15 protein-coding genes and 1 pseudogene are annotated in these 25,578 nt (G+C 71.1%); 4 read left to right on the top strand and 12 right to left on the bottom strand.

Annotated elements, in window-relative coordinates; all coding sequences use genetic code 11:
* Positions 1-20: 20 nt before the first annotated feature.
* The 3 genes and pseudogenes from PUR56_RS40855 to PUR56_RS43725 all read right to left on the bottom strand — a co-directional run bounded on the left by PUR56_RS40855 (position 21) and on the right by PUR56_RS43725 (position 5,498).
* The gene (locus PUR56_RS40855) at positions 21-2,939 is read right to left on the bottom strand and encodes a cation-translocating P-type ATPase (RefSeq protein WP_329952687.1); all 2,919 of its coding nucleotides are present in this window, start codon (positions 2,937-2,939) and stop codon (positions 21-23) included.
* A 53-nt stretch (positions 2,940-2,992) separates the two neighbouring features.
* A complete protein-coding gene (locus PUR56_RS40850) occupies positions 2,993-4,420 on the bottom strand; it encodes an MBL fold metallo-hydrolase (RefSeq protein ID WP_329952686.1) in 1,428 nt (475 codons plus the stop codon).
* Between the two features lie 65 nt (positions 4,421-4,485).
* Positions 4,486-5,498: pseudogene (locus PUR56_RS43725) on the bottom strand (PEP/pyruvate-binding domain-containing protein).
* A 964-nt stretch (positions 5,499-6,462) separates the two neighbouring features.
* Between PUR56_RS43725 and PUR56_RS40835 the strand changes: the two are divergent.
* From PUR56_RS40835 to PUR56_RS40825, 3 genes are all read left to right on the top strand, one after another.
* On the top strand, positions 6,463-7,545 hold the full coding sequence (locus PUR56_RS40835; RefSeq protein ID WP_329881512.1) for a hypothetical protein: 1,083 nt from the start codon (positions 6,463-6,465) through the stop codon (positions 7,543-7,545).
* Positions 7,546-7,636: 91 nt separating this feature from the next.
* The gene (locus PUR56_RS40830; protein WP_329952685.1) at positions 7,637-9,169 is read left to right on the top strand and encodes a hypothetical protein; all 1,533 of its coding nucleotides are present in this window, start codon (positions 7,637-7,639) and stop codon (positions 9,167-9,169) included.
* A 119-nt stretch (positions 9,170-9,288) separates the two neighbouring features.
* A complete protein-coding gene (locus PUR56_RS40825; RefSeq protein WP_329881510.1) occupies positions 9,289-10,410 on the top strand; it encodes a hypothetical protein in 1,122 nt (373 codons plus the stop codon).
* Between the two features lie 56 nt (positions 10,411-10,466).
* Here the strand turns inward: PUR56_RS40825 and PUR56_RS40820 are convergent, their stop codons facing one another.
* The 7 genes from PUR56_RS40820 to PUR56_RS40790 form a co-directional block, all read right to left on the bottom strand.
* Positions 10,467-10,601: a hypothetical protein gene (locus tag PUR56_RS40820; RefSeq protein WP_329881509.1), complete on the bottom strand. Its 135-nt coding sequence runs from the start codon at positions 10,599-10,601 to the stop codon at positions 10,467-10,469.
* An 18-nt stretch (positions 10,602-10,619) separates the two neighbouring features.
* The gene (locus PUR56_RS40815) at positions 10,620-10,778 is read right to left on the bottom strand and encodes a hypothetical protein (RefSeq protein WP_329952684.1); all 159 of its coding nucleotides are present in this window, start codon (positions 10,776-10,778) and stop codon (positions 10,620-10,622) included.
* Between the two features lie 209 nt (positions 10,779-10,987).
* Positions 10,988-12,958, bottom strand: coding sequence for an RICIN domain-containing protein (locus PUR56_RS40810; RefSeq protein WP_329952683.1), 1,971 nt, complete (start codon positions 12,956-12,958; stop codon positions 10,988-10,990).
* Positions 12,959-13,185: 227 nt separating this feature from the next.
* Positions 13,186-13,830: a universal stress protein gene (locus PUR56_RS40805; RefSeq protein WP_329952682.1), complete on the bottom strand. Its 645-nt coding sequence runs from the start codon at positions 13,828-13,830 to the stop codon at positions 13,186-13,188.
* A 134-nt stretch (positions 13,831-13,964) separates the two neighbouring features.
* Positions 13,965-16,166 carry a potassium-transporting ATPase subunit KdpB gene (gene kdpB, locus PUR56_RS40800; protein WP_329875248.1) on the bottom strand — a complete coding sequence of 734 codons (2,202 nt, stop codon included), beginning with the start codon at positions 16,164-16,166 and terminating at the stop codon, positions 13,965-13,967.
* A gap of 198 nt (positions 16,167-16,364) precedes the next feature.
* The gene (locus tag PUR56_RS40795; protein ID WP_329952824.1) at positions 16,365-16,715 is read right to left on the bottom strand and encodes a GNAT family N-acetyltransferase; all 351 of its coding nucleotides are present in this window, start codon (positions 16,713-16,715) and stop codon (positions 16,365-16,367) included.
* A gap of 186 nt (positions 16,716-16,901) precedes the next feature.
* A complete protein-coding gene (locus tag PUR56_RS40790) occupies positions 16,902-17,336 on the bottom strand; it encodes a restriction endonuclease (RefSeq protein ID WP_329875250.1) in 435 nt (144 codons plus the stop codon).
* A gap of 635 nt (positions 17,337-17,971) precedes the next feature.
* Here PUR56_RS40790 and PUR56_RS40785 point away from each other — a divergent pair.
* Complete coding sequence (locus PUR56_RS40785; RefSeq protein WP_329875252.1) at positions 17,972-18,808, top strand: SDR family NAD(P)-dependent oxidoreductase; 837 nt, start codon at positions 17,972-17,974, stop codon at positions 18,806-18,808.
* A 516-nt stretch (positions 18,809-19,324) separates the two neighbouring features.
* Here the strand turns inward: PUR56_RS40785 and PUR56_RS40775 are convergent.
* Together PUR56_RS40775 and PUR56_RS40770 are read right to left on the bottom strand one after the other, a co-directional pair.
* Positions 19,325-20,359 carry a hypothetical protein gene (locus PUR56_RS40775; protein ID WP_329952681.1) on the bottom strand — a complete coding sequence of 345 codons (1,035 nt, stop codon included), beginning with the start codon at positions 20,357-20,359 and terminating at the stop codon, positions 19,325-19,327.
* 52 nt (positions 20,360-20,411) lie between these two features.
* Positions 20,412-25,334: an RHS repeat-associated core domain-containing protein gene (locus tag PUR56_RS40770; protein ID WP_329952680.1), complete on the bottom strand. Its 4,923-nt coding sequence runs from the start codon at positions 25,332-25,334 to the stop codon at positions 20,412-20,414.
* Positions 25,335-25,578 lie beyond the last annotated feature (244 nt).

Below are 25,578 nucleotides of genomic sequence, written 5' to 3'. Positions count from 1 at the left end.
CCGGGCACGGGGTGTTCGCCTCACGGCGCGCGGCGGCCGTGTTCGGCGGCGATTCGGCGGGCGTGGGCGACGATCTCGTCGGCCGATTGCTCGCTGACACCGAGGGCGTGCGTGAGCCGGTGGGCGCTCCAGCCGTGGCGTGCGAGGAGGACGGCGAGCGGGTGGTGCCCGGAGGTCTCGGTGCTGTGGCGCACCGGCGCAGGTGCGACGGCGACCGGCGCGACGTGGCGTGCGGCGCGGTGGCGCACCAGGGCCCTGCGCAGCTCGTCCGCGCCCCAGACGACGAACGGGAACGGCACCACGACGGCCAGTTGCCCCGGGGTGAGCGCTGCCGTCCCAAAGACGTGCTGCAGCGGCGGCAGGTAGACGATCGCGGCCGCGAAGGCGAGGGAGAAGCCGATGCCGCCGAGCAGCCGGGGATTGCTGAGGACGCCGATGGAGCGCAGCGACGCGCGGTCGGTGCGGGCCGCGAAGGCGGTGCCGATCTGGCAGGTGACGATGCCGAGCCAGGTGACGGTGGTGGCCTGCTGGTAGGTGAGGTGCAGCGCGGTGCCGGTGCCGGTCGGGTCGCCGGGGTGCCAGCCTCCCAGCGTCAGCGTGAGCAGGAACCCGGCCATTACCAGGACGGCCGAGATCAGTCCGAGGAAGCCCCACGCCCGGGCCAGCATCGCGGGCTGGATCACCCGCTCGTCGCGCGGGCGCGGGGGGCGGTCCATCAGTCCCGGTTCGGCGCGTTCGCGGCCGAGTGCGAGAGCCGGCAGGGTGTCGGTTCCGAGATCGACGGCCAGGATCTGCATCACCGTGAGCGGCAGCGGAACGGCACCGCCGGCGAGGGCGAACACCAGGAAGGGGACGACCTCTGGGACGGCGTGGGCGAAGATGTAGACGATGAACTTGCGGATGTTGTCGTACGTCCGCCGTCCCGCCTCGACCGCCGCGACGATGGTGGCGAAGTTGTCGTCGGTCAGCACCATGGTCGCCGACTCGCGGGCGACGTCGGTGCCGGAGCGCCCCATGGCGACGCCGATGTCGGCGCGCCGCAGGGCGGGGGCGTCGTTGACGCCGTCCCCGGTCATCGCCACGGTGTGGCCCTCGGCGCGCAGCGCGTCGGCGATCCGCAGCTTGGCCTCGGGAGAGGTGCGGGCGAAGACCACCTCCTCGCCCCGGGCGAGCAGCGCGTCCAGCTCCGTCTCGCTCATCGCGGCCAGTTCCGTGCCGGTGACGATGCGGGAACCGCGGTGGCCGATGCCGACCTGCGCCGCGATGGCGGCCGCCGTGAGGCCGTTGTCACCGGTGACGACGTGCACGCTGATACCGGCCCGGTGGGCCAGCCCGATCGCGTCGGCGACCTCGGGCCGGGCAGGGTCGGCCATGGCGATTAGGCCGACCAGGCACAGCTCCCGCTCGGCTTCCTCCCGTCGGGCAGGTGGCGGCTCGCCGGGAGTCAGTGCCCGTCGGGCCACCGCCAGCACCCGCAGTCCCCGGGCCGCCAGGACACCGACGGCGCCGACCACCGCGGTCCTGTCGTCCGGTGTGAGGGCACGCTCCACTTCGTGGTCGAGGAGCCGGGAGGCACGGGCGAGGACCTCCTCCGGCGCACCCTTGGTGTGCAGTACGACCGTGCCGTCCACGGCGTCGGCGGTGGTCATGAGCTTGATGCGCGGGTCGAAACGGAACACTGCCCGACGGTCCAGATCGCGCCGCTCGGGCGGGCACGGCACGCCGAGCCGGGCGGCCAGCGCGAGCAGCGCGAGCTCGGTCGGGTCGCCGTGGCCGGCGGCCGGGTGGGCCGTCGTGCAGGCGGCTGCGGCCCCGGCGAGCAGCAGCACCTGTGGCGGCGCCTCCACCGTGCTGTCGACGGTGCTCTCGCCGTCCGGCGTCCACACCGTCGTCACCAGCATCCGGTTCTCGGTCAGGGTGCCCGTCTTGTCGGTGCACACGACGGTCGTGGAACCCAGCGTCTCGACGGCGGACAGCCGCTTGACCACCGCGCCGCGCCGTGCCAGGTCGCGGACCCCGGAGGCAAGGGCCAGGGTGATGGTCGGCAGCAGGCCCTCCGGAACGTTCGCCACCAGCAGGCCGATCGCGAAGCTCGCGGCGGCGGCGAGTGAGAGGCCTGCGGCGAGGCCGATGGGCAGGAAGGCCAGCCCGACGCCGACCGCGACCACCGCGATCAGCCGGGCGGCCCGCTTGACCTGGTGCTCCAGCGGGCTCTCCTCGCGCCGGGTGCGCTGGCTGAGTGCCGCGATCCGGCCGAGCTCGGTGTGCATGCCGGTGGCGGTGACCACCGCCCGGGCCTGGCCGCCCGTGCACGTCGTGCCGGAGAACAGCAGGTCCCTGGCGTCCGACAACGAGCCCTCGGCATCCACCTGGTCCGCCGAGCGGAACACCGGCACCGACTCGCCGGTCAGGGCCGACAGGTCGACCTCGACGCCGCCCGAGAGCAGCCGGGCGTCCGCGGAGATCCGCTCGCCCTCCTCGACCACCAGGACGTCGCCCGGGACCAGTGACCGGGCGGGCACGTCCCGCTCGACACCGTCGCGGACCACGGCCGCCTCCTCCGGCAGGAAGGCCGCCAGCGCCTCCACCGCACGTTCCGCCTGCTGCTCCTGGACGAAGGCGAGCGCGGCGTTGAGCAGGATGACGGCGACGATCGCCACCGCGAGCGCGGGGGCGCCGCTGGCGGCGGCGAGTGCCGCCGCCAGCGCCAGCAACACGGCCAGCGGGTGGGTGAACTGCTGGGCGAGTTCGCGCGGCCAACGGCGACCTCCGCGTCGCGCGAGGGTGTTGGGGCCGTAGACGGCCCGGCGTCGGGCGGCCTCTCGCTCGGAGAGGCCCCGGGGTGAGGTACGCAGATCACGGAAGAGCAGCGCGATCGGTTCTCGCGGGTCGGGGCCTTCGGAGCGGTCGGACGGCCGCTCGGCGGGATCCGGTGCCATGGCTTCCTCTCCGGCGCGGTCCTCGGATGTGAAGGCCCGCAGGCTCGGGGCCCTCAGCGCACCAGAACGCGCTCGCCCGAGCGCGGGACGACGGCCGTCCAGCCCAGTTCGCGGTCGATCCGGTCGCGCAGTTCCCTGGAGCCCTCCGGTTCGCCGTGCACCAGGTAGGTGGCGCTGGGTGGTGGGGCCTTCCTGAGCCAGTCGATCACCTCGGAGGCGTCCGCGTGGGCCGAGAACGCGGGCACGTTGACCACTTCGGCGCGGACCGGCACGTAGGTGCCGTACATCTTCAGTACCTTGGCGCCGTCCACCAGGTCACGGGCCCGGGTGCCGGCCGCAGCGTAGCCGACGACGACCACGGTGTTCCGCGGGTCGGGCAGGAGCCGGCGCAGGTGGTGGACGACCCGCCCGCCGGTGGCCATGCCGGAGGCGGAGACCAGGACGGACGGCACGCTGGATCGTTCCAGTTCCAGTGATTCCCGGAGCGAGTGGATCAGGGAGAAGGGTTCTGGGTCCAGGGCCGTCGTGCCTTCGCGGAGCACGTCGGGACGCAGTTCGGGGGAGTGGGCGGCGAACGCCTCACGGTAGATCTGCAGGGCCGCGAGCGCCATCGGGCTGTCGACGTACACGGGTGCTCCCGCGGGGAGCCGGCCGGCCCGCCGGAGCTCGGCGAGCTGGTGCAGGACGACCTCGGTGCGGTCGACGGCGAAGGAGGGGATGACGACGGTGCCGCCGCGGGCGAGGGTCCGCTCGATGGCGCGGGCGAACCATTCGCGGGCGGCCGTCTCCTCGTGATGGCGGTTGCCGTACGTGGACTCCATCAGCAGCACGTCGGCGCCGTCGAACGGCTCGGGCGGTCGCAGCAGTGGGTGGACGGGGCGGCCGAGGTCCCCGCTGGCGGCGAGGGTGTGCCCGTCCTCCAGCGTGACGTGTGCCCAGGCGGAGCCGAGGACGTGTCCGGCGTGGTGAAGCCGGAGGAAGGTGCCGCCGATGATCTCCACATCGGTTTCCAGCGGGAGGGGGTCGAACATCCCGATGGTGCGCTCCACGTCGTCCTCGTCGTACAGCGGCCGGGCGGGCCGGTGCTTGGACCAGCCGTGTCCGTTGGCGTGGTCGGCGTCCTCGCGGAGCAGGTGGGCGCTGTCGCGCAGGATCAGCTCGGCCAGCCGCGCCGTGTTGGCGGTGGTGAGGATCGGTCCGCGGAAACCTTCGCGGACGAGGCGTGGCAGGTAGCCGCAGTGGTCCAGGTGTGCATGGGTGAGTACCACCGCGCGGACGTCGGCGGGATCGAGCGGCAGCGCGCGCCAGTTGCGGCGGCGAAGCTCCGCGTGGCCCTGGAACAGGCCGCAGTCGATCATGATTTGGGCGTGGTCGGTCTCCACCAGGAACTTGCTCCCGGTGACGGTCCCGACCCCGCCGAGGAACGTGAGCAGGCCCGGGCGGCGCGGTTCCGGGGGAGCGGCACTGCCGCTTGTCGTCATGGCGACCTCCGGATCGGGATCCCCCCGGTCTCCCATCGTTCCCCCGTTTCGACGGGCTGTCCTGGTCACGGGTTCCCGGCTTCGGCCTCAGCGGCGGCGACGTGCCGCTTGACGGCGGCGAAGCTGTCCGGCGTCACCGAGACGGAGCCGATTCCGGCTCCGACCAGGAAACGTGTGAACCCGGGGTCGTTGCTCGGGCGCTGCCCGCACAGTCCGACGGGCGCCCCGGCGGCGTGCGCGGTGGCGATCAGGCCCTCGATGCTGCGCGTGACGGCGGGGTTCCGCTCGTCGAAGAGGTGCGCCGGCAGGTCGGAGTCGCGGTCCACACCGAGGGTGAGCTGGGTGAGGTCGTTGCTGCCGATCGAGAAGCCGTCGAAGCGCTCGCCGAACTGCTCGGCGAGCAGGATGTTGGCAGGGATCTCCGCCATCACGTGGACCCGCAGCCCGTTGCCGCCGCGAGCCAGGCCGTTCTCCGCCATCACGGCGAGTACCCGGTCGGCCTCCTGCGGTGTCCGGCAGAACGGGATCATCACCACGACGTTGGTGAGGCCGCGCTCGTCCCGGACCTCGCGCAGCGCCCGGCACTCCAGGGCGACCCGGTCGGTGAACAGCGACGCGTAGCAGCGTCGGCAGGCGTCCAGAAGGGCCCCAGGGCCCCGAACGTTCAGAAACGTCTCCTGCTGACCCGCGAAGCTCGCCTCCGGCAGGTCCTCCGCCGTCGCACTGCTGCGCACCGCCACATCGGGGTCCGACCTCCCGGTCCTCAGGGCCAACTGCCCGTAGCTCCGGACCAGCTCGTTCTCCAGACCGGTGGGCAGTCGGGTGGCCAGTACTGCGGCGCGCACGGCGGTGCCCACCTCGGCGAGCCGGGCACCGCCGTGCAGCCGGTCGATCTGCTCCCCGATCCGCCCGCGGAGCCCCCGGTGTGAAGGAACTCCCGGTACGCGTCGGACGTCGTGGCGAAACCGTCCGGCACCCGGACTCCCTGGGGGCCGAGGTTCCCGATCAGCTCGCCCAGCGAGGCGTTCTTGCCGCCGACCGAGGTGACGTCCTCGCGCCTGAGGTCGGTGAACCACATCACGCGGCGCATGTCCGCTCCCAAGGTGGTCGTCAACGAGCGCCGGCCGACCGATCCGGGCCGGGCGGCGGTCAGGAGGGGGGCTCCCGTGCCTCCAGAGCACCACCGGGGTGCTGTATCCGCCAGGACCGACCGGCCCCACCTCCCGGGTCTCCTCCGCCCGGGAGGGCCCGAACCGCGCCGAACCTGCCGGAAGCAGCCCGGGCGTGGGACGGCAGCACGCGTCGGCGGCTCCGACGTGCTCCCGATCGCGCCTCCTCTGCCCGCGCAGCACGATGGGAGGAGCGACCGACTGAGGAGATCGAGATGGCCGGGACGGACCGGAGAGCGTACCTCCGGTCCTCACCCTGACGGTGAACCCCACCGTTGCGAGTCCCGCTGCCGTCCGGCGAACCGCTCAGCGACGCCGGTGCCGGATACGGAGGCTTCCCGTGGTGTCCGGTGTTGCCATGACCGTAGGACTTCGAAAGCACTCAAACTCAAGTCCGACACCGCAACCCGGTCCGTCTGCCACGCCACGGACGGTGCCTCAGGGGCTGATGCCGGGCTCGCTCGTGAACCTTGGGTCGAACCGAGGCCCCACCAATCACCCGCCGGAGCACTCTACTGTCCGGCAGCCCTTGACGAGCATGTGAGACCCCGGGGCACAGCCGTGCCGGGAGCAGTTCGAGGGCGGCCTCTGGCTGGTGGTTGTCGCCCCTGGCTGCGAGTCTGTCGCACACCCTGCGTGTCTCGCCGATTCTCCGAAGCGGCCGGCCCAGCTGGGCGCTCGGCAGCGCTGGTCCTCGCGGCTCTGGGCTCTGGGCCGGCCGGCGGCGGCACCGGGCAGCACGGGACCCAGGGGTGTTAGGCCGGCCGGATGGCAGAAGCCGTCCGGTGGTGATCCGTAGGGGGTGTCATGTGATGGAGCGTCGTTTCTGTCATATGAAGGGCATATACGCTTTGATGATCATCCGGGAGAGCCATGCAGGTCTGCACCACCGGCAAACCGCTCCACCGTCCGGGGACCCTCGCCGTCAGACGCGCCGCCGTGGGATCCGTCGCCGTGCTCGCCCTGCTCGGGACGGCCCCGACTGCCTCGGCGGCGCAGGAGCAGCCGACCGCCGTGAACGGGACGATGGCCCAGCCACAGGCCCCGAAAGGGGGGCTCGTCACCGCGGCGCCCGACTTCTGGGAGGGCAGTGGCGACCTCTATTCCGCCGGCCTGGCCAAACACCCGTCCTACTACCAGGCGTTCGATCTCAATGACGGAGCCACCGGGTACCTCACACAGACCCTGCAGAACATCAGGAGCGGTGCCGTCATCACCGTGCGATGGGACGACTCGCCGAACCGCTACGACGGCAACACCGCCCAGCGGCGCTACGAGGTGAGCGCCACGGGCGGCGTCGCCGAGCAGTTCACCACACTCTCCGGGACGACGGTCGGCACACCCTGGCGGAACACCAACACCTACCGGTTCACCGCGGCCGGCGACAACCCGATCCTGCGGTTCACCTCACTGGAGACCGGTGTGCTCGGCGCACTGGTGTCCAACGTCCGCATCGACCAGGGCGCTGCGGCGGCGACGGATACTCCCTCACCGGCCGTCCCCACGGCGGGTACCCCCGCGCCGGAGCGGCCCGCGATCCCCTCCGGGGACAAGCCGCCGGTGGCCGACTCCGACGCCTGCGTGCCCTTCGCGGACGGCTCGCTGCCGGACGGCTGCACCGCGCAGACCGCCAACCAGCAGGCCATCGACGCCTGCCCGCCCGACAGCGCCCCGTGTGTGGCGAAGTACGCCACCGACGGTGCGGCCACCAAGCAGGACACGGCGTCCACCTCGGCCCTGGTGAACAGCATCGTCAACAAGGACCGGTACTCCGACCCGAAGACCGCGGCCGGCCAGATGTGCGCGATCTCCGCCCAGCACACCGGCGCCTACCGGCCCGACCAGTACGAGTACGACCCGAGAACCTGGAACTGCCGCCCGGGCCTGTCCGACCAGGACGGCGAGCAGACCCGCCCCACCCCGGGTGGAACGCTCACCCCGCTCCCCACCCCGTGACCTGCCGCCCCCGCCCGGCCCGCCGCCCGTGCACGCCGCGGCCCACCGCAGCACGCAGTGCGGGCGTACCGGGCCCCATCAGGAGGAACCCGTGCCGATCGGACCGATCAGGACTCCCGCCTCGTACGTACTCGGCGGGGCCGTCGCCCTCTCCCTGGCGTTCGCCGCGACGCCCGCCGCCGCCGAGGACCCGTGGACGCCCGTCGCCGTCGAGAACTCCGACTTCGCCTCCCCGCCGGTCGCCTCCGCCACCAACCCGACCGCGACGGTGCCGACCGGCTGGTACGGGGCGAACCCGACCCGGCTCCAGGTCTTCTCGGCTGCCCTCGCCAACCACCCCAGGCGGCTTCAGGCGGTGTCGCTGAACTCGGACGGCCCCGGGAGGCTGCGGCAGCGCCTGTGGAACGTGAACGCGGGCGCCCAGGTCCGCGTCCGGTTCTCCGACTCGGCCTCCACCCTCGGCTCGTGCAGCCCGGCGGAGGTGGCGGGCGGCCAGAAGTACCGGGTCAGTGCCTACCGCGAGACGGCGTACGACGCCGCCGGTGAGCCGGCCAGGGCGGCCGGCGAGATCGTCCGCACCGTGCAGTACACCCAGGACTACACCACCCTCGGGTACACCAAGGCGGCCGGCACCGTCGGCTCCGGGGCCTGGTCGCCGGCCCCCAGGGTGTTCGAGTTCACCGCGGCCGAGGACAACCCGCTGATCGTCTTCGAGTCGCTGGAGGACAATCCTCAGCCGGACGCCTCCTGCGGCCCGTTGCTCGCCGCCGTCTCCGTGGAGGAGCAGGCCGCCTTCATCGACCACCGGATCGAGCAGAACAAGCTGCCGTGGAGCGCCTACAACGGCGTCGACGAGATCTCCCTGGCCTCGGCCGCCCAGAACTGCCGGGCTGCCGCCAACGCCTGCCGCTTCACCGCCGACCCCCGGTACAGCTACCAGTTCTACGGGAGCAACCGGATCCTGGACTACGCCTACCTCAACTGCACCCGCAACCAGGTGGTGGACCGGCGCACGGTCACCTGGGCCGAGGAGGGCTTCGACAGCATCAGCCAGGAGGCCGGCCGGGTCAGGAACGCCAACTCCGCCGACCAGAACCCGGCCAACACCGGCGAGGACGACGCCGGCATGCAGTCGGCCAACCCGAACATGTTCAAGCAGGTCGCGGCCGGGTTCCAGCGCAACGAGGGCAACTCCGGCCTGGCCAACACCACCAACCCGCTGACCGCCTCCCGTTCCACCACCAAGCAGGTGGAGCAGGCCGTCCAACCGGGGGAGGCCAGCTGGATCGAGGTGCAGCCCGCGCGTGAGCGTATCGAGGGGCTCTTCCGCAGCCCTGGCGGGATCACCATCGACGCGATGTTCGACTTTCCGTCCGGCAAGGTGCCCGACCGACTCTACGAACGCACCGGCCCGCTCACCCAGGACGAGAAGAAGCACTGCCTGACCGAGCGCCCGCTCAAGGTCACCCCCGACAACGGCGGCACCCGCTCCCTTCCCGCCGCCGGGCCGCTGCGCGGCGGTTCGCTCCGCGGCGGTCCGCTCCCGGACGGCCTGCCGCGCGTTCCTGCCTCGCCGCAGAACCGGGACACCCGGCTCACCGAGCTGTCCCCCGCCCGGCCGTGAACCCAGCGGCCCGCTCTTTCGCCCACGACCCGACCGATCGAGCCGAGCTTCAGAGGAGAGGCCCCGTGCACCATCCGAAAAACCCTCCCGTCCCCACTGGCCCCCGTACGCGCCGGGCCATGGCCGCCCGCGCCGGTGCCCTCACCCTGGCGCTGACGGCCACCACCGCACTGCCCGCCTTCGCCGCACCGGCCGGCAGCGCGCCGGGCGGAGCCGCCGTCGCCAAGGCGTTCCGCAACGGCCAGAGCATCCCGGTGAAGGACGCGCTGCGGGCCTGCAGACGCAGCGACTGCAACTTCCGCGTCACCGCGGGGCCGACGGAGTACGTCACCGCCGTCACCAACGTCGGCAGCGCGGTCGTCAACTGCACCAACGAGGACATGGCCGTCGAGCGCGAAGTCACCCTCACCTCCGGTATCACCGACAACATCGAGGGCGAGATCTCGGGGAAGGCCACCATCGAGGGGACCGTCGACAACACCACCGAGGTCACCACCACGGCGGAGAAGCAGGAATCGGTCACCCAGCAGACCACCGAGACCATCACCAACACCTCCACCGCCACTACCGAGGTCGCCGCGACGGTGACCGGCACACAGACCAACGGCAGCGGCAACACCTTCCACACCGCGCCCAAGGACACCGGTCCCAACAGCGAGTTCACCAGCTCCGCCCAGTCGCAGACCCAGGCCGAGACCGCCGTGACCAACACCGCCCAGAACGAAGTCGCCAAGGAGGCCCAGAACCAGCTGTCGACCACCACCCAGGCCACCGGCACCGTCTCGGCCAGGGACGAACTGCACGTCGGCATCAAGGGAGCCTTCGAAGCCGCCTTCCGGCTCACCGCCGGAACGGAACTCGCCGAGACCTCCTCCGAGAAGATGACCTACAAGATCACCCTCAAGCCGAAGGACATCCTGGTCCTCTCCGCGCAGAACGCCATGGTGCGCACCAACGGGGTCCTGCACGTCGACGACGACGCCGGAAGCAGCACCGTGGAGAACATCACCGTCGACAGCCCCTCCACCGTCAACGCCAGCTCCCTGCTCGCCCAGACCTTCACCGGGGCCGAACAGTGCGAGACACTGCGGCCCACCCAGGACGCGAAAGACCCCCAGCCCACACAGCCCAATCGCCGAAGCAGTACACCGGGACTGCGCAACACCCCGCTCCCGCCTCCCGGAACCGCGCCGACCTCCACCCGGGTCCTCCTGGCTGCCCCCCGAGCTCCGAGGAAGTAGCGGCCGGTCGAATGTGCGGCCGGACGTGGGTTCCGCTGTCGGGAGGCAGGCGGGTGCTACGGGTTCCGCACCGTCATACGCAGGTAGCCGCCACCACGTCCGCGGAAAGGACCGGGCAGGCTGCCGAGCGTGCCCATCAGGGCGACGTTCCCGCCCTTGCCGGGGTACTTTTCGCCCAGGACCAGAGCCATCCCCGACATGATCCGGGGTCAGGGGATGACGTCCTCCCCGGAGCCACGCGCCTGTGCGTGCAGGCCCTCCGTGCTGAACTCCACCCAGGCACCACCGTCCGGCCGGCCGATGTCCCCCAGGATCCAGCGGCCGTCGACGCGTTCCAGCGGGCCCAGGGAATTAGTTGTCTCGTTCACACGCCCATTTTCGATCGCGCATTCCTCGAATCGCACCGCAGTTGCCGTCGGCACCGGGACGGAATTGGACACATACTCGTGAACCGCCCTCTGGGAAGGGCTTTGGGGCGCCAGCCGTGCGGCTGGCGCCCTTCGGTGTTGCTCTGGCCGGCATGAGGCGTGGGCGACTTCGGCCTCATGCGCGGCCAGGTGTTGTCAAGGGTTGTGCATCAGTGGAGCTGGAAGGACCACTCCTGCTTCCAGCCGCCCTCGCAGGTCCACACGCCGAGCTGCTTGTGGTCGGAGTCGTGGGTGAGGCAGTTGTCGTCGTCGATCCGGATCCGGTACTTGCCGTTGCCGAGGCTGACGAACTGCCACTTCTGGTTGGGGGTGTTGCCCCACGCCTGCTGTTCGGCGACGTAGGTGTCCGGGTTCTCGGTGAGGTTGAACCCGAGGTCGTTGACGATCCGGTAGCGGTCCCCGCCCAGCGGCTTGACCGTCCAGGTGGACCCCTTGTACCCCAGGATCCCGCCCAGGATCGGCGCACCCCAGCTCGCGGTCTCGTTGGGCGCCGTCGCGCCCAGCCCGTTGGCGAGCTTCAGGAACAGGGGCCGCTCGGTCGGGACGCCGGAACCGCCGCCGCCCGTCGGGGGCTTCGGGTCCTTCGGGTCGGTCGGCGTGGTGGGGTCGGTCGGCGTGATCACGCCGCCGGAGGTGGACTCCAGTACCCACTCCTGCTGCCAGCCGCGCTTGCACGTCCACACGCCGAGCTGCTTGAAGTCGGAGTCGTGGGCGAGGCAGTCGTCGTCGGAGATCCGGATCTGGTACCTGCCGTTGCCGACGCCGACGAGTTCCCACTTCTGCTTGGAGGAGTTGCTCCAGGGCTGGAGTTCGGCCATGTAGCCGCCGCTCTCGGTGAGTTCCAGTCCGTAGGAGCTGGTGATCCGGTAGCGGCCGCCGCCCAGCGGGGTGAGCTTCCACTTGGATTCGTTGCCGCCCCGGATTCCGGGGACGACGGACGCGCCGGCGGAGCCGCCGACCGGGACGGCGCCGAGCCCGTTGTCGAGCTTCAGGTACACGTCGGCGCCGTTGTTGCCGGGCGTGGTGGGGCCGGTGGTCGGCGGGGTGCCGCCCCAGGCCCAGTTCTGGTTGGGTGCGTCGCGGTTGTCCTCGGAGCCGCAGGCCCAGGCCGCCACGGTACTGCCGTTCGCGGTGCGGCCGCTGAAGTCGTCGATGCAGACGTCCTTGGACCGGTCGTCCAGGTCCGTGAGGTGGCGCAGGCCGCCGCTGGGTGACATGTGCCAGCGCTGGCCCGGGATCTCCAGGCAGTCCCAGACCTGGAGCTTGTTCCCGTTGGCGGCCCTGTTGTCCGCGAGGTCCAGGCACTTGCCGTTGGCGGCCCGGAGCTTGTAGCCGTTGTACGTCCACCTCTGGGCGTCCCCGCCGTTGCACTCCCACATCTGCACGGGGGTGCCGTTCGCGGTGCCGTTGCCGCTGACGTCCAGGCAGGCGTGGTAGCCGGGGGCGCTGGAGTCGGGCGTCAGGCTTCCGGTCCTGGCGCCGTAGCCGGACCGTGCGGGGAAGTGGATGGTGCGCACGTCACCGTCGCACTTGTAGGGCCGCGCGGTGCCCATCCGGCAGGTCCACGGCTCCTTCTTGACGCTGTCGCCGTCGTTGCCGACGAACGCCCAGTTCATGTAGCCGCCGTCGCCCCGGTTGCGGAAGGTCGAATCCCCCTGGAAGACCCAGATCCGGAACTTGTCATAACCGGAGGGTTCCTTTTTGTCCTTGTCCAGGAAATGGTTGAGTTTGTAGGTCGTGTCGAGCAGCACCCCCTTCATGTCGGCCTTGTGCTCGTTCGTGAACCACTCGGTGTCGTAGAGGTCGGTGCCCACGGTCTTGAACACCATGACGTTGAAACCCGGAAACTTCTGGCTCAACTTGGTCGCGGTGTTCTGGGTGAACTCCGCGTTGTCCAGCTTGTTGGCGTTGGCGGCGCTGCGCATGAGCTTGATCGTGTCGAAGGCGGAGGTGATCAGCGAGGTCATGCAGTTGCCGCCGCCCGGAACGGCCGGGGTTCCGCAGGTCTTGTCCACGGGGGCGGCCGGCGCGGCCTCGGCCTGGACGGTCAGGCCGGAGACCACCGCGACGGCGGCGACCCCGCAGGCGACGGTGCGTTTCAGGCGGGACAGGATTTCCACGTCAGGATCGTCTTTCTTCTCGGTTCGGAAGAGTATTTCTTCTCGACAAAGACGGATCGTAGACCTCGGAAATCGCCGTCCCGCGATTCCTTGCGGAATCCATACGGCAGGGTCTAGAGGTCTGCCCTTTCGTGCACCGCCCGGTCCGGGGAATTGAGGTCCAGTCGCAATACCGGTACTCGGGGATTGTTGGACAGTTGGCTGCCTGTCCGGGAGCTTCCTGGATGTCATGTCCCCGGCAGGCCGAGCCGACGACGGGTGAGCGATTCGAACAAGCCCCCGCTACGCAGAGATCCCGCCCGATCACCAGGACCGGACGGGATCTCGTGACCGTTCACGGGCCGGACTCGTGAGCGGTCGTTCGAACCGGGAGGAATCCCCAATCGGGAGCCTCCGGCGGCGAGGGGGACGGGGGCGCCGTGGCGGGCGGTGAGCTCCAGCTTCTCCAGCAGCTCGGAGGGGGACACGGTGATCACGGGGCAGGGTGCGTGGGTGCGGCAGTGGCGGGTGACGGAGCCGTGCAGCAGGTGGTCGAGGCGGCTGTGTCCGCCGGCTCCGACCACGATGAGGTCGTCCGGGCCGGCGGCGGCGACCAGGGCCGGTCCGGCCGGGCCGCGGATGACCAGGGGGTGGTGGACGAGGCCGCCGGGGTAGCCGCCGTAGGCCTGGTCGAAGGTGGTGCCCAGGCGCCTGCGGGCGGCATGCTCCAGTTCGGCGAGGGGCCGCAGGCTGTCGCGGTCCGTCGGCTCCCAGGCCGTCAGCGGGACGAGCGTCGCCGTGCGCCGGGCGGCCTCGTCGACGGCGCGGTACAGGGCGGCGAGGCTGCTCAACGATCCATTGAGTCCGACGATCACCCGCGTGGTGCCGGTCATGGCCGTTCAACTCCTTCCCGGTGTTCCGTTGCCTCCAGTGAAACCCGCCGCGAGGGTGGGGGGGCGGCTGCTGACGGGGCCCTGATGTCCCGCGCGCCCTTCTTGATGCGGCCTTGACGGTGGGCGCCTTGTCGTCAGTCGAGGCCGGGGACGAACTGGATCAGCAGGTCGATCGCCTTGATGCCGAGGAACGGGAGGATCAGGCCGCCGAGCCCGTAGACGCGCAGGTTGCGGCGGAGCAGGTCGGTGGCGTTCGCGGGCTGGTAGCGGACGCCGCGCAGGGCCAGCGGGATCAGGGCGACGATGATCAGGGCGTTGAAGATGATCGCGGAGGCGATGGCCGAGGTGGGGCTGTGCAGGCCCATGATGTTGAGGCGGGCTAGGCCGGGGTAGGAGCCGACGAACATCGCGGGGATGATCGCGAAGAACTTGGCGACGTCGTTGGTGATCGAGAAGGTGGTCAACGCTCCACGAGTGATGAGGAGTTGCTTGCCGACCTGGATGATCTCGATCAGCTTGGTGGGGTTGGAGTCGAGGTCGACCATGTTGCCGGCCTCCTTGGCGGCCGGGGTGCCGGTGTTCATCGCGACGCCGACGTCGGCCTGGGCGAGAGCGGGGGCGTCGTTGGTCCCGTCGCCGGTCATCGCGACCATGTTCCCGGCCGCCTGCTCCTGCCTGAGGTAGGCGAGCTTGTCCTCGGGGGTTGCCTCGGCGAGGTAGTCGTCCACTCCGGCCTCCGCGGCGATCGCACGTGCGGTGAGCGGGTTGTCGCCGGTGACCATCACCGTGCGGATGCCCATCCTGCGCAGTTCGGCGAAGCGGTCGGCGATGCCCTCCTTGACGACGTCCTTGAGCTCGATCACGCCCAGCGCCCGGGCGCCGTGCCGGTCGTGGACGGCGACCAGCAGCGGGGTGCCGCCGTCGGCGGAGATCCGGTCGACGACGCCCCTGGCCTCCATCGGCAGCCGCCCGCCGCTGCGCACCACCCAGTGGGCGACAGCGTTGGCGGCGCCCTTGCGGATCAGGCAGGTGGCGCCGTCGGGCCAGGCGAGGTCGACGCCGCTCATCCGGCTCTGCGCGGTGAACGGGACGGTGGTCTGCTCGCCCAGCTCGCCCTCGGCGCGCGGCGGCGTCCAGTACTGGCGGTCGGTCAGCTCGACGACGGAGCGCCCCTCGGGGGTCCCGTCGGCGAGGGAGGCGAGCCGGGCGGCCTCGGCGAGCTGCTCGACGGTGGCGCCGGGGAGGGGGTGCAGCGCGACGGCCCGGCGGTTGCCGTGGGTGATGGTGCCGGTCTTGTCGAGCAGCAGGACGTCGACGTCGCCGGCGGCCTCGACGGCGCGGCCGGAGAGGGCGACGACGTTGCGCTGCACCAGGCGGTCCATGCCCGCGATGCCGATCGCGGAGAGCAGGGCGCCGATGGTGGTCGGGATGAGCGCGACCATCAGGGCGACCAGCACGACGGTGGTCTGCGGCGATCCGGCGTAGATCGCCATCGGCTGGAGCGAGACCACGGAGAGCAGGAAGACGATGGTCAGCGAGGCGAGCAGGATGTTGAGGGCGATCTCGTTCGGTGTCTTCTGCCGGTTCGCGCCCTCGACCAGGGCGATCATCCGGTCGATGAAGCTCTGGCCGGGCCGGGAGGTGATCCGTACGACGAGGTGGTCGGAGAGGACGCGGGTGCCGCCGGTGACGCTGGTGCGGTCGCCGCCGGACTCGCGGATGACGGGCGCCGACTCGCCGGTGATCGCCGACTCGTCGACGGTCGCGACGCCCTCGATCACCTCGCCGTCGCGGGGGATCACCTCACCGGCGGGGACGAGGACGAGGTCGTGCAGGAGCAGGTGCTCGGCGGGGATGGATTCGTGGCGGTGGTCGTGGCCGCCGACCCGCCAGTGCAGGAGACGCCGGGCGGCGGCGCCGGTCTGCGTCTGCCTCAGCGAGTCGGCCTGCGCCTTGCCGCGGCTCTCGGCGACGGCCTCGGCGAGGTTGGCGAAGAGCACGGTGAGCCAGAGCCAGAAGCTGATCACCCAGGCGAACACGCTCGGGTGGACGACCGCGGTGAGCGTGGTGAGGGCGGAGCCGGTCTCGACGACCAGCATGACGGGGTTCTTCGCCATGGTGCGCGGGTGGAGCTTGCGCACCGCTGCGGGCAGGGCTTCCCGGAGCTGGCGGGCGGTGATCAGCCGGCGGCGTCCGGGCTTCGGCGTGCTGGGGCGGTGGCTCGGGTGCGGGGGCGCAGGGTCGGCTCCGGCGGCCTTCTGGCGGCGGAACCAGTCCGGCTTGGGCGGGGCCGGTTCGGTGGTGGTGGCCGGTGGGGTGAGGGCCGAACGGCGCATCAGTTCTGTGACCTTCCGGAGCCGCCACCGGGGGAGCGGTGACGGCATGTCGGCGATGAGAGGACGAACAGCGACGCCGCACAGCGAAGCACCGGACCTCCACACCCCATGGGTGTCTTGACGCCCGCTTGGCGCGACACGGGACATCCTTGACACGCCTCTGACGCGGGCACCTGACGCCCTGTGGGCCGACCGGGGTCACCGGCTCACGGCCGGGCCCGCCCAGTACACGACCTCGCGCCGGACCGCCCGGAAGCCCGCGGCCTCCGCGAGGGCCCGGCTGGCCTGGTTGGTCTCCGGAGCGGACCACGTCGGGGTCAGGCCGTGGGCGCGGGCGGCGGCGGTGGCCGAGCGGACACAGGTCAGGGCGAGGTCGAGGCGGCGGAAGGCGGGATCGGTCGCCACGGCGATCTCCAGATGCTCCCGGCCGACGAGGTACCCGCAGGCGACCGAGGCCAGATACGGGCCGAGGAACGCGCCCCAGGCGAATCCGCGGTGGCCCCGGCAGCTCCGGGGCGAACCGGACGGTGGGCGGGAGGGCGGCGGCAGGGGCGGTCACGGAGGCGGGCACCCGTCCAGTACCGCGCGCCGGACGGCCCGGTGGCCGGCCCTTGACGGAAGCCTGGCGGTGATCGGCGCGGCGCTGACGGAACCTTGGCGCGACCCGTGCCGCGGCCGCCCGTGGCACGGTGTCAAGACGGCGTTCGGACCATGGTCGGCTGCGTGAGGATCCCGTCAAGCCGGCGCGGACCGGCGGCCCTCGGCGGCGTCTCGTTCGCGTGGCGCTTCTTGCGCTTGAGCAGGTCGTCCAGAGGGATGCGGCCCTCCAACACGCACATGAGGGTCTCCGCCGTCCATCGTGATGAACGCGGTCCGCCGGTCGTACTCCTTCAACGCGTCGGCGGTGAAGCCGTTGACCGCGATGTAGAGGCCCAGTGCGTTCCTGCCCTTGCGCCGTACCTTGGCGTCGAAGATGTCGACGTGCTCCCGCCCCATCGCCTTCTTCCACCACTTCGCTTCGACGATGTAGTCATCCGTGTCGAAGAAGAACGAGCCGTCGATCTGCTCCGTCTCCAGCACGTACGACAACCGCGGGTCCAGGTCGAAAAGGCGGAACAGCTCGTTGAGGAAGGGCTCGAACAGCAGACCGGCCCTCCTGCGGTCCTCCATCCTGCGGAGCTCGGCGAATCGGTCGTCCAGCGCTACCAGCCGAGCCGCAAATCCCTGACGTGCCTGCGCACTTGCTCGATGGCTGGCGAGCTCGGACGCGAGCCGCTCGCGTTCCTCGGTCAGGCCCTGTTGACGCTCGGTCCATGTCTTCAGGGCCGTGACCGCGTCCTGTGCCTTGGGCAGTAGGGTCGCCGCGTCCTCCTCTGCCGCACTGATGAGGTTACCGAGGCCAGCCGACTGGCGGGGCAGGCTGTCACGAGAAGCGCTGGAGCCTGGACGTCAAAGGCATGCCAGGGATCCGTCAAGGGCTCGTCAGGGCCGGTGAGTGGGGCTTGCCGGTCTCCGCCGGGCAGCGTTGGATGGGGGACATGAACCGCTCGACACGCCATCACGACCGTCCGCCGCATACGCGGCCGCAGGTCGTCGCTGTCGCGGTCGCCGCCGTTCGGTAGGTCCGAGCCTCCCCGCTCGGCCGCCGATCGTGCCGCTCAACGCCGTACGCCTCTTCGCCGCCCGTGCGGGGAGGCGTACGCGCGTCTCACCGTTCCACCTCTCTCCGCACCGCCGGCCCCCGCCGAGGGCATGCTCTGCCATGTCCTCGGGGGCCGGCGGTGCCCGCCACCCTTGGATGGGTCATGTCCGACGCTGTTCTGTCCGCCACCGTGCTCGCCGCCCGCACCGCCCTGGTCACCGGCGCCTCCTCCGGCATCGGCTGGGAGAGTGCCCGCCTGCTGGCCGGGCTCGGTGCCACCGTGCTGGTGCACGCCCGCACCACCGCCGAGGCCGAGGACGCCGTCGAGCGGCTGGTCGCCGCCGGCGCGCGCCGCGACCGACTCGTCGGGCTCGCCGCCGACTTCCGCCGGCTCTCGGAGGTTGCCGTGCTGGCCGGCACGGTGGTGAAGCACTACCCGGCACTGGACCTGCTGGTGAACAACGCCGCCGTGATGGCACCCGAGCGCTGCACCCTCACCGATGACGGCAACGAGGTCTCGCTCCAGGTCAACTTCCTCGCCGCGCACCTGCTCACCAAGCTGCTGCGGGCCCCGCTCGCGGCGGCCGGCGGTGCCCGGATCGTCAACGTCTCCTCCTCGCTGCACCGCACCGCCTCGATGAACTGGTCCGACCCGCACCGGGTGAAGCGGTACTCGCGGGTCGCCGCGTACGCGCAGTCGCAGCTCGCGCTCACCATGGCGACCGCCGACATGGCCCCGGCGGGCTCGGGCGTCACCGCCGTCAGCCTCAACCCGGGCCTGTGCGACACCGCGCTGCTCCCGCTGTACGGCCGGGCGGGCGCGCCGGCGGCGGAGGGCGCGGCGGCCGTCGTGCGGCTCTGCCTGCCGGAGGTTCCGCTGCTCAACGGCGAGTACTACGAAGGCGGCGAACTCGCCCCGACGGCCGTGGTCGCCCAGGAGGAGCGCTCGCAGAAGCGCCTCGCCAAGCTCGCCGACCAACTCGTCGGCCAGGTCGCCTGAACCCCGTCCGCCGGAGGAGGAGCGACATGTCCAAGCGTGCCCGTAAGAAGAAGGCCCGGCGGAAGAAGAAGGCCAACCACGGCCGCAAGCCGGGCGGCCGGTAGCCCGGCAACCCCATGACCCACCCGGTACCGCGTGCCACCGGCACCGGGTGACCCTGGCGGCCCCCGGGGGCTCCCGTCCGATGTGCCGGACGGGCAGTCCCCCCGGGGGCCGCCGCATTCCAGGGGCCGTCAAGATGCCGTCAAGACTTCATCGGCCGCCCCGGCGAAGAAGTCACCCAAGCCCGCAACGACTGGGAAACCGGCACCCGCCTCGGCGAGGTCCACGGCTACGACGGCCCCCGCCTCCACGCCCCCGAACTCCCGGCCCTACCCCTCAAGGCCCGCGGTCGGGTGCGCTGACCTGGGGAGATGCTGGAATGGTGCGCGCAGACAGGGCTGCGACAGCATCCGGTGTGCCAGTCCTGTCGCCGCGGGCGGATGGATGTGGACGGCGGTCTTCGAATCTCATTTCCTACTGGTTGAGCTCGTAGAGGTTGAGGCCGCCGACGATGTCCCCTCCGTCCACCCAGAAGGCGCCCCAGTTGCCGTACCTGTCGTACGCGTAGATCTCCGGGGCGAACCACTCCCTCCACGTGTCCAGCGGCCCGTTCGGAAGGTGCCATCCGTTGCCGCCGGTGGTGGAGTGCACCCAGGTGAAGCACAGGTACTGATCGGGGTTGTCCCGGTTGTAGATCTTCGCGTAGTCCCACCACTTGTTGCCGTCGGGGAAGTTGACGACCTGCGCTTCGCTGCGCCCGTCGTTGTCGAAGTAGTAGGCGGAACCGTGCGGCTCGTGGTACCAGACGTAGCCGCCGTAGAAGTTCTTGTGGTGGTTGTCGGGGGTGATGTTGCAGGCGAAGAACCCGTCGTAGCCGGACCCGCTGAAGTAGTTGCTCACCGAGAACGTGACGAAGTAGTTGTCCGGGGATCGCAAGGAAAGGTAGTAGTTCCAGGCGTTCGTCGTCACGTACTTCGTGTCGTCGCCGTATTTGGTCGACGTTCGCGAGTAGTCCCAGGTGACGTCCGCCAGCGTGTACGTCACGGCCTTCCGCGGATTGAGCCTGACCTTCGCCTGGTGCGTTCCATTCAAGGAGCTCTTGATGATGTGGTCGCTGTCGGTCTTGACCTGGACGCCGATCGACTTCGGGCTCACTCCGGGGGCGCAGTACACGTAGAACGTGACCAGCTGGGTTCCGTCGTCGTCGAACGAGGCTTCGGCGCGCTCACCGGACAGGCCGGGGGAGGCGGTGAAGGCGTTGGTGGTGTCCGTGTAGCACCAGTCCGATGTGCCGTTCCAGTTGAGTGTCGACTCGGTGACGTAGTCGATCAGCCACAGGCGGTCGAGCAGGTGGGCGGAGTCGACCTCGACGGGATCCCCGTCGCCGTCGGTCGGCGCGATACTGATGATCACGCCGATCCTGTTCCGCCCGTTCGCGTAGATGTCGCACGTCTCGTCTCCGCTCACGAGGATGATCGAGAGCTTCGACACGCTGGTCCATGTCGACATGCGTGGTCTCCTTCGTTCGTCCGAGATGGTGCGGCGGCGGTGCGGCAGGGTCTCAGAGCGCCGTGTGGAATTCGGCGAAACGTGGCGAGTACGAGTAGCCGGCGTCCAGGCCGAGGAACTCCCGGACGGCGTCGTCGTTGCGGCTGCAGCAGAAGCCCACGATGATTTCGTGACTGGAGTCGCCCCGCAGGATCTCCCCGATCCGGTCGAACGACAGGCGGGGCGTGTTGTGCACGTACACGTTCGGCGACCAGAGGCTCTCCTGCCCCGTGGCGGCGTGCGGCCTGCCGCCGACGTCCTGGTGGTAGAACTCCGCTTTCACTTCCGCGCCGGTGCGCTCCCCGAGCTCGGCGCCGTGTGTTCCGCTGAGAATGTCGACCTTTTTGCCGCGCGCCGCCGCGTTCAGGGCAGCCCTCCTGACCATGACTCCGTCGACCTCGCCTTCGCTGACCCAGACCCTCGCACCGTTGCGGTTCTCGATGACGAACATGTCCCAGGGGGTCTTGTCCGGTAGGACGACCGGCAGGCCGTGGAGCTCGGGATCGGTCTTCGCGAGCTTCAGACCGAGCGTGGCCTTCCTCTTCGCCGGCCCTCCGAATCCGCGTGCGGCCTCCTCGGCGAAGCCCGGGGCGCGCTCGGCCCCGAGGCGGGCCAGGCGCGCGCCGCCTTCGGCCAGCCCGGCCGCCCCGGTGCCGAGCGAGACCCAGCCGAGGACGGCCGAGGCCTTGGGGGAGGCGGTTTCGAGGGCACCGCCCGCGATGGCGGTGACGTCGGAGGCGACGCCGAGCGTGCCGACGACCAGGGTGGTGGCGGAGGCGGCGCTGATCGCGGCCATCACCCCGCCGGCGGCGACGATGGCCATGCCGCCGGTGACGGCGGCCAGGGCGAGGCCCGCGATGCCCAGGCCGATGCCGAGCCAGGCCTGCCAGCTCAGGTGGCCCGACGGGTCGACCCGGTTGACGGGGTCGCCCGCACAGTACGCGTAGGGGTTGACGCCGCCCGCACCGAAGGGGCTCAGGGCGTCGGGGGTGGTGAACCGCAGGAGGACGGGATCGTAGGCGCGGGCCCCGTTGCCGAGGTGGTACCAGCCGGTCATCGGGTCGCTCCGCTGGCCGGTGAAGCCCAGCAGGCTGTCGGCGCCGCCCACCGGCCGTTCGCCGTAAGGGGTGCGGGCGTACGGTTCCTGGCCCTCGGCGCCGGCCGCCAGGTGGACGGTACCGGCGCCGTCCGTCGTGAGCAGCCGGGTGCGCCCGTCGCGGGACTGGGCCACGTAGGCGCCGTTGCCGAGTTGCAGGAGGCGGGCGGGCCGGCCGTCCTCGGTGACGGCGGCGAGGGATTCGCCTCGGTAGTGGAGGACGGTGGTGCGGCCGTCGGTCCGCTGGGTGAGCAGCCGGTTGAGCGGGTCGTAGCCGTACTCGTTCGCCGGGCCCGTCGAGCGCAGGCGGCCGAGCGGGTCGTAGGCGAGCGTGCGCCCGGCCCGGTCCGTGATCAGGCGCCCGGCCGCGTCGTAGGCCAGGGTGATCCGGGGCGGGTGGGTGCCGCCGGTGTGGGTGATGCCGGTGAGCTGGCACGGGTCGGACGGGTTCTCGTACAGGTAGGTCGCGGTGTCGGAGCCGTCGGCGTACTGCGACCGGCACCGGGTGACGTTGCCGAAGGCGTCGTGGTCGAAGGTCTGCGCGGTGATCCCGTTGCCCTGGGCGTCGGTCGGAGGCGTCGATCCGGCGCAGGTGTAGGCGGTGAGCCGGTTGCGGCCGTCGTAGCCGAAGGTCTCGTCGCGCAGCAGCGTCGTGCCGGAGGTGGACGTCCTGCGGGCGAGGAGGCCGTTGTCCAGCCACTGCTGGGTGAGCGACCAGGTGCGGCCCCGGCTGTCCCGGGTCGAGCGCGTCACCTCGCGGCCGAAGTCGTCCAGCGTGAGCGTGGTGGTCAGGGTGTACCCGGACTGCGGGTCGCTGACGGTCCACGAGGTCGGGCGGCCGTCGGAGCCGTAGCCCAGCGACACGCCCATCGCCGGGTCGGTGATGGCGGTGATCCGGCCGAAGGTGTCCCGCAGGGTCTGCCGGGCGGTGCCGTCCACTCCGGTGTAGCCGGTTTCCAGGCCGCCGGGCGTGAAGGTCCATCGCGCGGTGACGCCGGGACCGCCTGATCGGGTGGTGGTCTCGGTGCGGGGCAGGCCGGCGGGGGTGTAGTCGCGCGTCACCGTGACGTCGGCCTCCTGCGCGCTCGTCAGGAAGCCGGAGACGGGGTCGTGCCCGAGGCTCTGGGTGAGGGAGTCGGCCTGGACCCGGGAGACGGCGTTGCCGAGTTGGGGGACGAAGGCGTAGGTGATCTGCCGCTGGTCGGGGGTGGTGACCTGGGTGGGGAGGGGGTCGCTGTCGTGGGCGTACCGGTAGGACCAGGTGCGTCCGCCGGAGCTGGTGCCGGTCAGTCGTCCCAGGCCGTCGAAGGCCTGTGCGCCGTAGGGGATTCCGGCCACGGTGAGTGTCGTGGCGAGGCCGCCGGAGGAGAACGGTGCGTAGGCGCGCGTGACGGCCGTGCCGTCGGGCAGGGTGGTGCGGGTGAGCCGGCCGCGCATGTCGTAGTCGTACTGCGTGGTGTTCCCCAGCTCGTCGGTCTCGCGGCGCAGCCGGCCCCGGCCGTCGTGCTCCAGTGTGCGCCGGCCGGAGGGGGCGCCCTTGAGGTCGAACCGCTCCGTCGCCACCGGCTCGCCCCGCGTGTTGAAGGTGGTCACCCCCGTTCCGGACACCGGGCTTCCGCCGCCCAGTTGCTGGACCGTGGCCGTCAGCGAGACCGGGTCGATCCGGGTGAGCCGGCCGGTGCCGTCGTCGCAGGCGATTGCCGACAGCCGGCCCCAGTCGTCGTAGGACAGGGTCCGGGTCAGCTCGGCTGCTCTGCCGCCGCCGTCGGGCAGGTGGTCTGTCACCGACTCCGATGCCGTGCGGCCCAGTTCGTCGTAGCTCACGCGCTGGACGACCTGCCAGGTGCCGTCGCCGCCGGTGTGCCGGCGCTCGCCGACGACCGGCCGCCCCGCGCCGTCGAAGCTGACGCGCCGCTGGTTGCCCAGCGGGTCCGTGGATGTCGTGACGAACGGGGCGGAGGTCCCCACCTCGTAGGTGTGGGTCTCGGTCGCCTCGTACGGGGTGCCCGGGTGGGTGGTGCGGGTCAGCATGCGGCCCAGGCCGTCGTAGCTCGTGGTCACGGTGTTGCCCTGCGGATCGGTGGCCGACCACAGGCGCCCGGTGAAACGCGATCGTCGCTGCGAGCGCATCGTCGTCAACCGGTCGTGGGTGGTCAGACGGTGCGTCTGGACCAGCGCCTCACCGTCCGTCCGGAAGGTGAAGGCGTGGGACGCGGTGTAGGAGTCGCCGCCCTCGCCGTCCGGGAACTCGACCTCGGCCAGCGCGGTGATGCGGCCGAACTCCGCGCCCGAGGTGCCGTAGGCGAGGTCCTCCCTCCGCAGGAGCCGGCCGTCGGCGTACTGCCGTTCCGAGGACTTCACCACCGCGGTGGGCACCCGCGCGTCCGGTGTCGCGTACGAGGTGTAGGAGTAGGACGTCCTGACGGCGGGTGCGTCGAACCCGGTGCCCGGCGGCGTGTGCGTGACGGCCCTGAGCCACCGGGTGAATCCGTGGGGATCGGGCGGGCAGTCCGATCCGCTGCCGCCCGTGGGGTAGAACTCCCAGTCGGTCCGGGTCCCGTCGGGATCGGTGCGGCTGCGCGGGTTGCCGGCGTCGTCGAAGTCGGTCTGTGTGACCTCGTCGCGTGATCGGCCGTCCGGGTCGGTCCAGGTGACGGTGCGGGTCTTCGGGAGCTGGAAGCGGTCGTCCTGCTGCTCGAACCGCCGGCCGACGACCGCGTGGTAGTCGGTGCGAACCTGCCGGGAACAGCCGTTGCGGCTTGTCGTCTCGTCCGTCTGCAGGTGGTAGGTGTTGAAGGTGCGGGTGGTCCTCGCGGTGCGGCCCCCGGTGGTGACCGACTCGGTGGAACCGTAGGTGTAGCCGGTCAGGACCCCGTAGAGACTGTCGAGGTCGGAATTCCAGGCAGCACCGGAGCGGCCGCCGAGGAAGTTGTTGTCGGTGTAGCTGTAGTCCACCTCGGTCTGCGGCTGGTCGCCGCCCGGTCTGCGGACGTACCGCGTGACGTAGGGCAGGGCCGGCAGTCCGGCGGAGTCCGGGAACCGGTGACCCGTCCCGCCCTGGGAGTAGGAGACGGTCTCGGACATTCCGCCGGGCATGCCGACCCGGGTGATCCAGGAACCCCACGCCCCCTGCCGTCCCACCGGTTCGGAGCTGAAGCTCCATACCAGCGGCGCGTCCGCGCCGAGCCCGAAGTGGTGCACGCTCGACAACAGGCCGTCCTGGAAGCGCAGTTCCACGCGGTACCCCTCGGAGTGCCCCGGCAGCACCGTCAGGGTGGCCTTGGCGCTCCCGGTGTAGTCCACGGTCAGCAGGGTGTCGTTCTCGTCGTTCACCGCCTTGAGGCGCGGCACCGAGCCGTGGCCGAAGTCCCAGGTCAGGCCGAGGGCGTGCCCGGCGGGCGTCAGCAGCGTGGTGGGCACCTTGAGGCCGAACGCGTTTCGCGGCCCGGTGAGGATCTCCACGTCGCCGGACTTGTGCACCAGGCGGTACGCGTCCCGGTCCTTGGTGACGCGCACCGTGTCCAGCTTCTTCTGCCTCAGGACGACCGTGCTGTCGGTCTCCTGGACCTTGTACTGCTCTCCGGAGGCCAGGACCAGCAGCCGGTTGTCCCGGTCGTAGGCGGTCAACCCCAGCGAGACGCCCCGCCCCAGGCCCGCATCGGTGCCGTTGAGCGGTGAGTAGCCCAGTACCAGCGGCAGCGACGGCCCGAGATTGCGGTTGCCGACCAGATTCCCCAACGAGATCCGCACGTTGAACAGTCCGGTCCGCGGATCCACACCCCCCGCGACCGCACTCCCGAAGTTTCCGGCCTGTGAGTAGAACGACGGCGGTGAACTCATGAAGAACACTTCCGGCAGAGGCGGACAGGGCGGACAGGGCGGAACGGGCAGACAGGGCCCTGGCGCCGGCCCCCTCAACCTCTCACCAGACTGACGGCTCCGATGCTCGCGTGTGGTGCGGACACGCAGAATGGCTGATTCCCTTACAGGACAACAGACTTGAGGGGACCAAGGGGCCATCGGGGCCCGCGGGCAGGGCGGCGGTCCTGCCGGACCGGACCCGTACCCGTACCCGTACCCGGAC

Source organism: Streptomyces sp. BE303, from assembly GCF_036290945.1.
Lineage (GTDB): Bacteria > Actinomycetota > Actinomycetes > Streptomycetales > Streptomycetaceae > Kitasatospora.
This window is presented reverse-complemented; position numbering and strand designations above follow the sequence as displayed.